The sequence below is a fragment of the Streptomyces viridifaciens genome (genome assembly GCF_001888885.2).
GTDB classification, from domain to species: domain Bacteria; phylum Actinomycetota; class Actinomycetes; order Streptomycetales; family Streptomycetaceae; genus Kitasatospora; species Kitasatospora aureofaciens.
On the sequence record NZ_CP090841.1, the window covers coordinates 3,730,849 to 3,744,368 of the forward strand.

Consider the following 13,520-nt stretch of genomic DNA (forward strand, 5'->3'; position numbering starts at 1 on the left):
GGGCTTCGGGATACTGCCGGAATGACGGATGAGCTGACGATTCGACCGGAACAGACGGCGGCCGGGGACGGCGAACGCCGGTCGCTGCGGCGGGACGCGTCGGCGCCGGCGTTGCTGGCGGGGCTGGTCTGCGTCGCGGTGTCGTTCTCCGGGCCGCTGGTGGTGGTCCTCGCGGCGGCCGCCGCCGGGCGGCTGGACCCGGCGCACACCGCGTCCTGGATCTGGGCGGTGGCGATCGGCAGCGGGGTGAGCGGATTCGCGCTCAGCTGGTGGACCCGGACGCCGGTGGTCACCGCCTGGTCCACTCCGGGGGCGGCGCTGCTGGTGACCAGCCTGGGCGGCTACCCGTACCGGGAGGCGGTCGGGGCGTTCCTGGTGAGCGCGGTGGTGGTGACGCTGTTCGGGGTGACCGGCTGGTTCGGCCGGCTGATCGCCGCCGTGCCGGTGGGGATCGTGAACGCGATGCTGGCGGGCATCCTGTTCTCCTTCGGTGCCGGGATCTTCGGCGCGGTGCACAGCGCGCCGGTGCTGGTGGTGGGCAGCTTCGCCGCCTTCCTGCTGGCCAAGCGGCTCGCGCCGCGGTACGCCGTACCGGTCGCGCTGCTGGTCGGCGGGGTGCTGGCGGCGCTCACCGTCGGACTGCCGCTGCACCTGGGGACGGGCGGGCCGACCGTGCCGGTGCTGACGGTGCCGGCCTTCTCCTGGTCCGCCGTGGTGGGGCTGGCGCTGCCGCTCACCATCGTCGTGCTCGCCTCGCAGAACGCGCCGGGCCTCGGGGTGATGCGGGCCTTCGGCTACCGGGCGGACGACCGGCTGCTGATCGGCACCACCGGTCTGGTGTCGCTGCTGGTGGCGCCGTTCGGCTCGCCGGGGGTGAACCTGGCGGCGATCACCGCGGCGATCTGCTCGGGCCCGGAGGCGCACCCGGCCCCGCGCCGCCGGTACGTCGCGGGGATGTCCTCGGGCGCGGGGTACGTGCTGGTGGGCAGCTTCGGCGGGGTGCTGGTCAGCCTGTTCACGGGGCTGCCGAAGGAACTGATCGCGGTGATCGCCGGGGTCGCCCTGCTGGCCTCGCTGCAGGGCAGCCTGGCGGCGGCGGTCGCCGAGGAGCGCGGGCGGGACGCGGCGGTGGTCACCTTCCTGGCCAGCGCATCGGGGATGAGCCTGTTCGGCATCGGCTCGGCCTTCTGGGGGCTGCTCTTCGGGCTGGGCACCCACCTCCTGCTGGACCTGGGGAAGCGCGCCCCGCACTGATCGGCGGAATTGGTTGGTATGGCCGGGACAATGCGGATCGTTCGGCCAGGTCGGTGACTTTTTCGTCCGCCGGTGGGGGCGACACGCCGCTCCGGGTACGTCTCCGCTCCACCACCCGGGCGACACCGGGTGACCGGAACCCCGAGGACGCACCCGTATGCCTGCTGGCAACCCTGGCCGTCTCGTCCGGAGTCTGGCCGCCCTCGTACTGGTGTCCACCGCCGTGCTCCCGGCCGCTTTGGAACTGGCCGGCCCGTCGCCGTTCGTCGTGATCGGACCGGGTGCCGTCCTCGACCGGGCCGTGCCCCCGCACACCGCGATCCGCGCCGACCAACGGATACCCGCGGCCGCCCCGACCTTCGACATACGCCGGACCGGGGACCCGTCCAACCGGATCACCCTGGTCCTCCTCGGCGACGGCTACACGGCGGACGAACAGGAGCTGTTCCGGCAGCAGGTCGACAAGACCTGGCACGCCCTGATGGACATCGAGCCGTTCCGCACCTACCAGGGGTTCTTCAACATACGGAGGGTCGAGGTGGTCTCCCCGGTCTCCGGGATAGCGGAGACCGAGAGCCACGGCCGGAACCCCGCCACCCCTCTGGGCATGCACTTCTGGTGCGAGGGGACCGCCCGGCTGCTCTGCGCCGACGAGAGCGCCACCGCCCGCTACGCCGGCGACGGCGCCGGGCCGCAGTACCTGATCGCGCTGGCCAACTCGACGGAGTACGGCGGTGCCGGGGGCACCGGGGTGACCACCCTGGCCGGAGGCAGCCCGGACGCCGGGCGGATCATCCAGCACGAGATCGGGCACACCGTGGGGGACCTCGGCGACGAGTACGACAGCGCCCCCGACGACGCCGACTACCCGAACCTCTCCACCCTCAACGCCGACGACATGAAGAAGAAGCAGACCAAGTGGTGGCGCTGGCTGGGCGCGGTGTCCCCGGACGGCGCCGGCACCGTCGGGGCGTACCGCAGCGCCAACGGCCTCTACCGGCCCACCCCCGACTCGGTGATGCGCACGCTGGGCAGTGCGTACAACCTGCCCTCCCGCGAGGCGATCATCGAGGAGCTGTACCGCAGGGTCCGGCCGACCGACGCCCCCTCTCCGCCGCCCGGCGAGGTCACCGGGCGGCCCCGGCTGGACGCCCGGCCGCTGCCGCTGACCGGCCCCCGGCAGCTGAAGGTGGAGTGGAAGGTGGACGGGGTCCCGGTGAGCCCGCCGGTCGCGGACGGCGGGGTGCTGGACACCGCGCAGCTGAACCTGGTCCCGGGCCGTACCGCGACCGTCACCGCGACCGTCCGGGACACCACGGACTGGGTCCGGGACGAGGCCTTCCGGGACCGCTACATGACCCGGTCGGTGTCCTGGACGGTCACCGGCTGAGCAGGCCCCCTCACCCCAGGCTGGGCCTCCCATCATGGGATGACTAACCTGGACGAACTATGACCGTGGAGCCCGCCCGCTCAGCCGCAGCCCCGTCCCCGTCCTCCTCCGAACCCGCTCCCCGGGCCGCCGCCGCGACCCCGGCCGTAACCGTTGTCCAGGCTGCTCCGCCCGGCGGTCGTGCGGCCTGGGTGGCCTGGTCCATCGGCGTCAGCGTCTACGTCCTGGCCGTCGTCCACCGCACCAGCCTCGGGGTGGCCGGACTGGACGCCGCCGAGCGCTTCGGCATCGGCGCCTCCGCGCTGTCCACCTTCTCGATCCTCCAGGTGCTGGTCTACGCGGCCATGCAGGTCCCGGTCGGCCTGCTGGTCGACCGGTTCGGACCGCGCCGGGTCCTGCTGCTCGGCGTACTGCTGCTCAGCACCGGGCAGCTGGCCTTCGCCTTCAGCTCCTCCTTCGCCCCGGCCCTGGCCTCCCGGGCGGTGCTCGGCTGCGGCGACGCGATGACCTTCATCAGCGTGCTGCGGATAGCCGCCCGGTGGTTCCCGGCGGCGAAGAACCCCTTCGTCGCCCAGCTGACCGGCCTGGCCGGGATGGGCGGCAACCTGGTCAGCACCGTGGTGCTCGCCCAGGCGCTGCACAGCGAGGGCTGGACGCCCACCTTCACCGCTGTCGCGCTGCTCGGCGTCGCGGTTTTCGCGCTGGTCGCGCTGTTCCTCAGGGAGGCGCCGGCGGCCGTACGGCCCGTCGACCCGCCGACCGCCGCCGCCCGCCCGAAGGTCCGGCGGCAGGTCCTGGACTGCTGGCGGGAGCCGGGCACCCGGCTGGGCCTGTGGGTCCACTTCACCACCCAGTTCCCCGGCAACGCCTTCGGCCTGCTCTGGGGCATGCCCTACCTGGTCGAGGCCCAGGGCATGTCCCGGGGCGAGGCGGGCGGGCTGCTGACCCTGCTGGTGCTCTCCAACATGAGCTTCGGCTTCCTCTTCGGCCGACTGCTCTCCCGCACGGCGCGGGCCCGGATGCCCATCGTGCTCACCGTCATCACCACCACCGGCCTCGGCTGGGCCCTGGTCCTGGCCTGGCCCGGCGGCCACCCCCCGATGTGGCTGCTGGTTGGCATCATCCTGGTCATGGGCAGCAACGGCCCGGCCTCACTCGTCGGCCTGGACTACGCCCGCACCCGCAACCCGGCCGAACGGCTCGGCACCGCCTCCGGGATCGTCAACATGGGCGGCTTCATCGGCACGATGATCACCCTCTTCGGCATCGGGGTGCTGCTGGACGCGGTCTCCCCGGCCGGCGCCGAGGCGTACTCGGCCACCGCCTTCCGCTGGGCGTTCTGCTGGCAGTACGTGCCGCTGGCGGTGGGGACGCTGATGATCCTCCGCCTGCGGCGGAAGGTCGATGCGTAGCGTTTCTGACCTGGGGAAATTCGGCCAACTATCACTGAAAGTGATAGTTGGCCGCTGTTACGACCCGATGCCGCGGAGGACTTCGGTGATCTCCGGTGGGCGACCGTAGATCCGGGCCCGGTCAATGAGGCACAGGACCATGCCCTCCGGTGGCATCGTCGGCGAGGGAGCCGAGTGGGCCACTGGCTGCGATCGTTCGATCGCTGCCTCTCGGAGGCGGAGCAGCTCCACCAGTTTCAGCTTCCGGCACCCCGGGACGACCCGGCTGCCCCGGATCCCGACCCGCTCCCCGCCCGGGCAGGCGAAGTACGCGCCGAACGGTGGTCCGCTGTCCTCCTCCCGGCCCGGCAGGTGGAGGACCATCTCCCCGTGCCGGCAGTGGACCGTCCCGTCCGAGTGGACGGTCGGGCCGGGCCAGCCCTCGTGGTCGATCTCCGCGACGATCCGCACCTGCTGGCCGATCGCCTGGGCCAGGGTCTCCGCCATCCGCCGCTGCTGGGTCGGGACGTCGGTGTCCCCACGGCGGACGGAGGGGAGGAGGTCGCGGGTGACCCAGTCCCTGAAGGGCTTGGAGGATTTCTTGTTGGACCGCATCAACAGGGAGTAGAGGCCTGCTTCGCTGACCAGGACCAGGAATGGATTTCCTCGGCTGTACAGTTTCTGACCTGCGGAAACGTCGTATGCCTGACTTTTGGGCAGGCATACGAGGCGCATATCCACAGTCCGCGTGTCGCTGGGATCGAGGTTCCTCGTCGCGCGGCTCGCGCTGCCTCGGTCCAGCACCGTGCACACGTCCGCCGTGACGAACCACGGCTCCCCGTCGATCATCACGACGCGGATCGGCTGCCCCGTGACCGGGAAGCTCGACCGCACCAGCACCATCTCTTCCTGCTACCCCTGTTCGTCGTCCATCAGGACGCTCCTCCTTCTACCGGGTGACGGCATGACTGCCCGGAGAAACGAGGCCGAACAGGTGAGGTTGCTGGTGCGGCGTTGACGCATGGATGCACGAGTGGTGCCGACCCGGCGCACGGTCGTGCGTGTACGCCGGGTGGTGCGCGCCGACGAACCTCAGATGGTGACGGAGAAGTTGGCCAGCACTCGCTCGGCCAGTTCCTTGTCCCCCTCGACGGTCACCGGCCCGGGCCGGCCGCGCCCGCAGGCGAGCCGGACGTACGTCTCCCAGTCCATGGTGAGCTGGACGTCGGGCGCCAGGCTGATCGACTCGTCCACGCTGCCGCGGCCGGTGGAGTCCACCCGCACGGTGCGCAGGAACTCCACCGGGCCGGTCACGTCGACCACCAGGGTCGTCCCGGCCGGGGCGCCGGCGGTGTGGGCGACGGCCTTGGGCAGCCGCTCCAGCAGGAAGTCCCGGGCGACCAGCGCGCCCGGGGCGGCCAGGTTGCCGGGGGTGTCCAGGGCCCGGCGCAGGTCCTGCTCGTGCACCCAGACGTCGAAGGCCCGCATCCGCAGCAACTCGTGGTACGGGAGCTCCCCGGCCAGCGGCCCGGCCGGCCAGCGGACCAGCTCGCCGGGCGTCTGCTTGGCGTTCCGCAGCGCGCGGGAGCGGCGGATGATCGTGTACTCCAGCTCGCTGGTCATCTCCAGCGCCGTGTGGCAGCGGCGCTTGTCGACGGGCAGCTCGATGTAGCGGGCGAACTCGGTGGTGACGTGGCGAAGGTCACGCGGCAGCGAGTGGATCGGGCGGGGGTCGCCGAGCAGTTCGGACTCCACCGCGATCACGTGCGAGACGACGTCCCGGACCGACCAGCCGGGGCACTCGGTGGCCCGGTTCCAGGAGCCTTCGGGGAGGGGGGCGACCAGCTCCGATATGGACTCGATGCTGTGCGTCCACGCCTCGGTGTAAGCCTGCACGGTCTGGTTGTCCGTCACGGGAATCTCCGGCCCTCCGTCAGCTTTCCTACGCTCCGCGCCCGGCCGTCGCGGTCGGCCGGGATGTCCGGCTTCCGGGCGCACACGCTAACCGCACGTTACGCTGCCGGGAGACAGCTGGGCAGCGCTTTCGGGTGACGATCGTAGGTCTCTTGCCGTGGACGGTGGTACTGTGCGCGCTTCATTGATCCAACTCGCGGTCTCCGACGCCGAGCCGCCCGCCGAACGGCGGGCCCGGGCCGCGTCGCTGGTACGGGCGCAGCAGGGCGCCGACCTGGTGGTGCTGCCGGAGCTGTGGCCGTTGGGCGGCTTCGCCCACGACCTCTGGTCGGAGGGCGCCGAGACGCTGGACGGACCCACCTCGGACGCCATGGCGGCGGCTGCCCGGGCTGCCGGCGTCTGGCTGCACGCCGGTTCGATCGTCGAACGCGACCCGGACGGGCCGATCTACAACACCTCGATGGTGTTCGCCCCGGACGGCGAGCTGGTGCACACTTACCGCAAGATCCACCGCTTCGGCTTCGACAGCGGCGAGGCGGTGGTGATGGGCGCCGGACAGGAGATCGTCACGGCGCCGACCGAGTTCGGCACCCTGGGCCTGGCGACCTGCTACGACCTGCGCTTCCCGGAGCTGTTCCGGGCGCTGCTGGATGCCGGCGCCCAGCTGCTGGTGGTCCCGGCGGCCTGGCCGGCCAAGCGGCGCGAGCACTGGACGCTGCTGGCCCGGGCCCGGGCGCTGGAGGAGCAGGCCTTCGTACTGGCCTGCAACACCGCCGGAACGCACGCCGGGGTCGAGCAGGCCGGGCACAGCGTGGTGGTGGACCCGTGGGGCCGGGTGCTGGCCGAGGCGGGGCCGGAGGAGGAGGTGCTGACCGTGGAGTTCGACCCGGCCGAGGTGGGCCGGGCGCGCGAGGACTTCCCGGTGCTGCGGGACCGCCTGCTCGGCATTCCGGCGCCCGTCCAGCGGTAGGGCCTGTCCGCCGGGAGGGTCGTCGGGTGGGTTGGTTCGGACCTGCCCCGGGCCGGTTTGAGAAGATGAGCACTCGTCGTGTTCCCTGCCGCCGGTCGGCCGGTCCGTCGCGGGTCGGTACGGCGGCCTGCCCGAGGAGGTCGCGCGCATGTCCGGCACCGGCGCCGGCGACACCCCCCACCCGGTCATCCACCGCAACAGCCTGCGCGAGCAGATCGCCGGCGCGCTGCGCGAGGAGATGATGGCCGGCCGGCTGGAGGCGGGTCGCAACTTCACGGTCAAGGAGATCGCGGAGCTGTACGGAGTCTCCGCGACCCCCGCCCGGGAGGCGCTGGTCGACCTCGGTGCGCAGGGGCTGCTGCGGGCCGAGCACCACCGCGGCTTCACCGTGCCGGAGCTGTGCTGGGAGGACTTCCTGGAGGTCTTCGAGGCCCGGGTGCTGCTCACCGACAGCTTCTACCGCCAGTTCTCCACCCGCCGGGCGCTGCCCGACCTCACCCGGCTGCCCTCGCTGCGCCGCCGGGCCGACGCGGCGGTGCGGGCCGCCCGGGCCGGGAACCTCGACGTGATGGTGGGCTGCGACCGCCGGTTCTGGCAGGAGGTCTCCGCCCTGCTCGGCAACCGCCGGATCGGGGACTACCTGGACTGGCTGCGGGTGCAGTCCTGGATGTTCGCCGCGCCCTACCTGCGGGCGATGCCCGCCCTGGGCGGGGTCTGCTGGGACCGCCACCCGGACCTGGTCGACGCGATCGGAGCCCACGACCTGGCCGGTGCGCACCGGATCATCTGCGAGTACAACCTGTTCACCGTCCGGCTGCTGGCGGGGCTGGCCGGGCAGTCGCTGGAGTCGGTGCCGGTGCTCGGGCTGCTCACCGAGGTGGCCGACGGAGAGCCGCTGCCCGTCCCGGTCGAGCCGCGGGCGCCGCAGCCGCCGGCCCGGACGGCCTCCGGAACCGAGTCCGCATCCGGGGCCGGGTCCCGGGCCGGGTCCGCCCCCGCGCCCGGCGGGGACCGGTCCGGGCGGCCCCGCCGGGGCGACGAGATCGGCCGGGAGCTGGGCCGCGAACTGGGGCTGGGCCTCGGTCTGGTGCCGCAACCGCGCTGGGTGCCGCACACCCGGTTCGGCCGACGGCTGCCCGAGCCGCCCCCCGAGGCCCCGAGGGGACGGCCCGATCCGCACCCGGCCCCGGGCCGGTAGGGTGGGCGGTCGTCGAACCGGGTGCCCCGCACGGGCCCTCCGGGTACCGACTCCGCCCCCCGTCGTCGCCCCGCCCCCGCGGGCGATCCCGCCGTCCGGAGAGGAACTGCCGGCCATGGCCTGCGACCTCTGGCTCGTCCCGCTGGTGGACGTGCTGAGCCACAGCCCCGACAACCCCTTCCGGGACGACCTCGCGCTCTACAACGCGGTGCTGACCTCGCGCGGGCTGCCCGAGGTGCCGGTCTACCAGTTCGTCCCCGGGCTGAGCGGAGCGGTCGAGCCGATAGCCGCCTTCGACTACGACTCGCTGCACTTCCTGCGCCGCGCCTACCTGTTGGGTCTCACCGGCCTGGACATCACCCCGGTCGACTCGCTCGGCGGCGACTACGAGCAACTGCTGGAGATGTTCGAGAGCAGTGCCGAACAGTCCCATCTGGTCTGGCACTTCGACCACGCCGGTGCGTACGTGCCGGTCGAGTTCCAGACCCCGCTGGTGGACGAGGTGCTGCTCGCCTCCGGCGGCCCGCTCGGCTCCAGCCACGGGCTGCTGCGCGAACTGCAGGCGGTGGCACCGGCGCTGGGCATCGACCCGCTCAACCCGCCGGACCCGACCCGGCCGCTCGGCCCGACCGGCCTGGAGCAGCCGTTCGGACCGCCGATCGACGACGTGCACCCGTTCGCCCGGGAGCGGCACGCCTGGTCGGGCCTGTACGCGGCGGCGACCAGGAGCGTCAGCCAGGGCTCGATGATCGTCTTCGCGTAGCGCCGTCCCGACCGCCTATCGCAGTGGCCCCTCCGGCGGCCGCTGGCGCGGCATGGTGGGCCTGGTCCCAGGCGGTGGCAGCACCCGCACCTGGGCGCCGGCCCCGGGCTCGGTGCGCCCTCCCCACGTCCCGGCGGTCTGGGTGGGCAGCCGGGTCATCGACGCGCGGAACTCCAGCATCCACTCCGAGGTCTCGGTGCGGACCATGTCCGACACGTCCTCGCAGAACCGGCGCAGCACGCCCAGGCAGCGTTCGGCGGCCTCGCCCGCGGTTCCCTCGGTCGGGCCGAGCACCTCGCGCACGCACTCCGAGGCCCAGTCGAACTGGAAGGCCTCCAGGCGGCGTTGCAGCGCCTGCCCGGTGGAGACGTCCCGCATCCAGCCGGAGGTGAGCCCGAAGACCCGGTCGGCGCCGTAGCAGGCGGCGGAGAGCGCCAGGCCCACGTACCCCCAGCTGGTGCCGTGGGCGACGGCGCCGGTCAGGTCCACCAGCGGGGCGGTCACCCCGCCGACGGCGAAGCCGGCCGACCCGAAGCGCAGCAGGCGTGCCCAGCGGCGCTTCCAGATCCGGTCCCGGCGGTACCACTCGATCGCCTCGACCGCCCGCTCCTCGGACCAGCGGTAGAGCTCCTCCAGCCGTTCGGCGGGCTCGCCCCAGTCCCCGAGCGGGAACTGGCGGGCGCTCAGATCGGTCCGGCGGCGGGTGGTGGCCCGCCGGGCCACGGCTGCGGCGGGCTGGTCCTCCTCGCCGATCTCCTTGCCCCAGGCACTCTCCTCGGGCTGCATTTCCGGCTGGCTCACCTGTGGGGCTCCCTGTGGCGGGCGGGCGGCTTGGTCTGTCGGCGCATCGGCTGACATGACGTCTGCCGGTGGTTCTCCAACAGCACTTCTTACCGCCAAATGGCTGACCATGGGGGCGCTTCCCCGCTGATCGTTACCGGTTTCGGCCACCGGAACCCGAGGTGGGAGGGTTGCGGGGGGCGGCGAGATTTCACCCGTCCGAGCGAGGCCCCGGTGACCTGCCGTCCTGACCCGGACACCGACCGCGCACCCGGGCCCGTCCGAATTGGAGGATCCTCCTATCTCGTCGGCTCACGGACCGCTTCTCCTGGAGGATCCGACGACGATCTGACGGGACCGGAGAGCGGCCGGAACCGGCCACCGACTACGCTGCCTGGCGTGAAGGTCCTCGTCATCGGCGGCGGCGCCCGCGAACACGCCCTGTGCCGCTCCCTGTCCCAAGATCCCTCCGTGACCGAGCTGCACTGTGCCCCGGGCAACGCCGGGATCGCCCAGGTGGCGACGGTCCACCCGGTCGACCAGCTGGACGGCGCCCTGGTCGCCGACCTGGCCGCGAAGCTCGGGGCCGACCTCGTCGTGGTCGGCCCAGAGGCCCCGCTGGTGGCCGGCGTCGCGGACGCCGTGCGCGCGGCCGGCATCCCGGTCTTCGGCCCCTCCGGCGCGGCCGCGCAGCTGGAGGGCTCGAAGGCTTTCGCCAAGGACGTGATGGCCGGCGCCGGGGTGCCCACCGCCCGCTCCTACGTCTGCACCACCCCGGAGGAGGCCGCCGAGGCGCTGGACGCCTTCGGCGCCCCCTACGTGGTCAAGGACGACGGCCTGGCGGCCGGCAAGGGCGTCGTGGTCACCTCCGACCGCGCGGCCGCGCTGGCCCACGCCGCCTCCTGCGAGCGCGTGGTCATCGAGGAGTACCTCGACGGCCCCGAGGTCTCGCTGTTCGCGATCACCGACGGCACCACCGTGCTGCCGCTGCAGCCCGCGCAGGACTTCAAGCGCGCGCTGGACGGCGACGAGGGCCCCAACACCGGCGGCATGGGAGCCTACTCGCCGCTGCCGTGGGCGCCGGCCGGGCTGGTCCAGGAGGTGCTGGACACCGTCCTGCAGCCGACCGTGGACGAGCTGCGCCGCCGCGGCACCGAGTTCTCCGGCCTGCTGTACGCGGGTCTGGCGCTGACCTCCCGCGGCACCCGGGTGATCGAGTTCAACGCCCGGTTCGGCGACCCGGAGACCCAGGTCGTGCTGGCCCGGCTGCGCACCCCGCTGGCCGGTGTCCTGCTGGCCTCCGCCACCGGCACCCTGGACCAGCTGGAGCCGCTGCGCTGGGACGAGGGGGCGGCCGTCACCGTGGTCATCGCCTCCGAGGGCTACCCGGCCGCGCCGCGCACCGGCGACCCGATCGAGGGCCTGGCCGAGGCCGAGGCGGACGGCACCGCGTACGTGCTGCACGCCGGGACGAAGGCGGACGAGGACGGCCGGGTGCTGAGCGCCGGCGGCCGCGTCCTGTCGGTCACCGCGACCGGCGCCGACCTGGCCGAGGCGCGCGACCGCGCGTACGCGGCCGTGGCGCGGATCTCGCTCAAGGGCGGCCAGCACCGCACCGACATCGCGCTGAAGGCGGCCACCGCCTGAGGCACCCACGCCCCCGCGGCCCCCGTGCGAACCGCTCGCACGGGGGCCGCCGTGCACTTTCGGCGAGCGAGCCGCTGGAAAGGCGCGAGCCTGCGGACCCCCGGGGGAGGGGAAACAACCCGCAGGGCGCAGCGCTCCCGGCGTTTCCGGGGCAGGAGCGGCTCCGGGGGCCGACGCACCGTTCGGCGGCCCGATTCCAGCCCATCGGGTGACAGCAACCGCATCCAGCTGACGCAACCGGGCGCCCGGCCTTATGGTGCGCTGGATCGCCGTGCGACGGGCCGTGCGCCGGGGTCGCCGCCGGGTAGCGGCGCGCCCGCGGGGGGATGCTGGACGGCGATCGGCCGGGCGGTCGCCCGGTGCTTCGCACCGGACCGGTCCCGGGGAGCCCGGGCGGCGTCACCGGCACGACCGGGCGGCGTCACCGGGACGAGTGGAAACCGGGGCGATCCGGAACACCCGCTCGGACCGGGGCGTCGAAAATGTCAGTAGCGCCACACAGCATGCACTGCCGGGGATCGGATGCCTCCGCTTCCCGGTCGGAACTGATCGTTTCGAGTCGGCTCAGGGCCCGTAGGCGGGCGCCCGAGGGCTCCGAAGGGGGTGCCGCACCGTATGGCCGTCGACACCGCGCGCGCTCACGCCCAAGCGGTCCTGCGGGTCCGGGGCCTCGCCCTGGCCGCCGCAGTGCTGCCCACCGCCGTCGCGGTGGTCCTGCTCGCGGGCCGGTTCACCGGCCGGATCGGGGCCGCCGGATCCTCCGACGCCACCGGGTGGGACGCCGCCCGCTGGGTGGTCTGCGCGCTCGCCGCCCTCACGCTGCTGGTGGCCGGACTGACCACCCGCGCCCTGCGCCGGGCCGTCCCGCCGCAGACCCCCGCCGTGCCGGTCGAGCGCGCCGTCGCCCCCGAGCTGTACCGGCTGATCGACGAACTGGCCGACCGGCTGGACGTCCCCGCGCCCTCCGCCGTCGCCCTCACCCCGGACTGCGACAGCTGGCTGGAGGACGTCCCGCCGCCGCGGCGCCCCCACGCCCTGCGGCCGCACCCCGGGGGGCCCGCGCCGGTGCTGGTGATCGGCTCGCCCTTCCTGTGGTGGATGCGGGCCGGCGAACTGCGCGCCCTGCTCGCCCCGGTGGTGGCCGGCACCGCCGCCTCCGCGGACCCGGAGATCGCCGCCGCCCGCCGCTTCCTGCGCAGCCTGGACGCCTGCCTGGACTCCGGCCCGGGCTCGGCCCCCGGGCTCGGCGGCGCCACCCTGGCGGCCCCGCCCGCCCCACCGCGCGGCGGCCCGGCCGGGCTGGCCGACCGGATCACCCGGCGGATCACCCGCCGGTTGCTGGGCGCCTGCCGCGGCCACTCCGCCGAACTGGAGCGGTCCGTCGCGAGCTGGGCCTCCGAGGAAGCCAGGACGGTCGACTACGGCCTGCGGATCGCCGCCCAGGAGCAGGTCGGCCTGGCCTATGCGGGCTGGGACCGGCTGCTCACCCGGGTCGCGCTGCCCGCCTGGCGGCTCGGCCGCCACCCCGCCCACCTGAACGCCGGCGTGGTCGCCGCGCTCACCGAGCTGTCCCGCCGCGACCGGCTGGCCGACGGCTACGGCACCCGGCTCGGTGACCGCCCCGCCTGCGACCTGCTGGAGGAGCCCGGCACGGTCGACCGGGCGGTCTCCCGGCTCGCGGCCGACCTGTTCTTCGGCCGCCCGGCGGCCGGCGCCTGGCACGAGCTGGAGTGGGCCGACTACCCGGCCGAGGTGGTGGACGCCGGCTGGCGGTCCCGGGCCGCCGCGCTGCAGGCCGCCCTGGACCGGCTGGCCCCGCAGTCCCGCCCGGGTGCCCCGACCCTCACCCGGCTGCTGGTCCGGCTCGCCGAGGGCGACGGAGAGCAGCTGGCCGCAGCCCTGGCCGCCCAGCTCGCCCGCACCACCGCCCCGGCCCCGCTGCTCGAACCCGACCGCACCGGCCGCGACCTGCTGGTCGACCACGTCACCGCGATGGTCTGCTGCGCCGCCGTGGACACCGCGGGCGGCGTTCCCGGCCTGGACTGGCTGGACGGTCCGGTGCTGCTGCTCGGCGGGGTCCGCCGCACCGACCTGGCCGCCCCGGTCGCCCAGGCCGTGGAGCAGGGCCAGGACGGCCCGCTGCGCGCCTGGCTGGACGCGGCGGAGGTCCGGCTGGAGAAACCCGTGCGCCTCTGACGCCCCGGGCGTCACCG

General features: G+C 74.0%; 11 protein-coding genes. 8 read left to right on the top strand and 3 right to left on the bottom strand.

Annotated elements, in window-relative coordinates; translation table 11 throughout:
• Window positions 1-21 precede the first annotated feature (21 nt).
• The 3 genes from BOQ63_RS23675 to BOQ63_RS23685 all read left to right on the top strand — a co-directional run bounded on the left by BOQ63_RS23675 (window position 22) and on the right by BOQ63_RS23685 (window position 4,056).
• The gene (locus tag BOQ63_RS23675; protein ID WP_072654921.1) at window positions 22-1,254 is read left to right on the top strand and encodes a benzoate/H(+) symporter BenE family transporter; all 1,233 of its coding nucleotides are present in this window, start codon (window positions 22-24) and stop codon (window positions 1,252-1,254) included.
• A 157-nt stretch (window positions 1,255-1,411) separates the two neighbouring features.
• Window positions 1,412-2,644 (top strand): M64 family metallopeptidase, encoded by a 1,233-nt coding sequence (locus BOQ63_RS23680; RefSeq protein ID WP_078866953.1) that lies wholly within the window; start codon window positions 1,412-1,414, stop codon window positions 2,642-2,644.
• 59 nt (window positions 2,645-2,703) lie between these two features.
• A complete protein-coding gene (locus tag BOQ63_RS23685; protein WP_030278305.1) occupies window positions 2,704-4,056 on the top strand; it encodes an MFS transporter in 1,353 nt (450 codons plus the stop codon).
• 57 nt (window positions 4,057-4,113) lie between these two features.
• On the opposite strand, the gene BOQ63_RS23690 is transcribed toward BOQ63_RS23685, so the two are convergent.
• On the bottom strand, window positions 4,114-4,938 hold the full coding sequence (locus tag BOQ63_RS23690; protein ID WP_072654922.1) for a BRO-N domain-containing protein: 825 nt from the start codon (window positions 4,936-4,938) through the stop codon (window positions 4,114-4,116).
• A gap of 189 nt (window positions 4,939-5,127) precedes the next feature.
• Window positions 5,128-5,949, bottom strand: a complete 822-nt coding sequence (locus BOQ63_RS23695) for a maleylpyruvate isomerase family mycothiol-dependent enzyme (RefSeq protein ID WP_030278310.1) — start codon at window positions 5,947-5,949, stop codon at window positions 5,128-5,130.
• 172 nt (window positions 5,950-6,121) lie between these two features.
• Between BOQ63_RS23695 and BOQ63_RS23700 the strand changes: the two genes are divergently transcribed.
• The 3 genes from BOQ63_RS23700 (at window position 6,122) to BOQ63_RS23710 (ending at window position 8,880) form a co-directional block, all read left to right on the top strand.
• On the top strand, window positions 6,122-6,919 hold the full coding sequence (locus tag BOQ63_RS23700) for a carbon-nitrogen family hydrolase (RefSeq protein WP_030278312.1): 798 nt from the start codon (window positions 6,122-6,124) through the stop codon (window positions 6,917-6,919).
• Between the two features lie 148 nt (window positions 6,920-7,067).
• Complete coding sequence (locus BOQ63_RS23705) at window positions 7,068-8,117, top strand: GntR family transcriptional regulator (RefSeq protein WP_063737827.1); 1,050 nt, start codon at window positions 7,068-7,070, stop codon at window positions 8,115-8,117.
• 115 nt (window positions 8,118-8,232) lie between these two features.
• Window positions 8,233-8,880 (top strand): putative DNA-mimic protein, encoded by a 648-nt coding sequence (locus BOQ63_RS23710; RefSeq protein WP_030278316.1) that lies wholly within the window; start codon window positions 8,233-8,235, stop codon window positions 8,878-8,880.
• 15 nt (window positions 8,881-8,895) lie between these two features.
• Here BOQ63_RS23710 and BOQ63_RS23715 read toward each other — a convergent pair whose 3' ends face one another.
• On the bottom strand, window positions 8,896-9,681 hold the full coding sequence (locus BOQ63_RS23715) for an SLATT domain-containing protein (protein WP_030278318.1): 786 nt from the start codon (window positions 9,679-9,681) through the stop codon (window positions 8,896-8,898).
• Between the two features lie 378 nt (window positions 9,682-10,059).
• On the opposite strand from BOQ63_RS23715, the gene purD reads away from it, so the two are divergent.
• A complete protein-coding gene (gene purD, locus BOQ63_RS23720) occupies window positions 10,060-11,307 on the top strand; it encodes a phosphoribosylamine--glycine ligase (protein WP_030278320.1) in 1,248 nt (415 codons plus the stop codon).
• Between the two features lie 615 nt (window positions 11,308-11,922).
• A complete protein-coding gene (locus BOQ63_RS23725) occupies window positions 11,923-13,503 on the top strand; it encodes a M48 family metalloprotease (RefSeq protein WP_030278322.1) in 1,581 nt (526 codons plus the stop codon).
• Window positions 13,504-13,520: the final 17 nt, after the last annotated feature.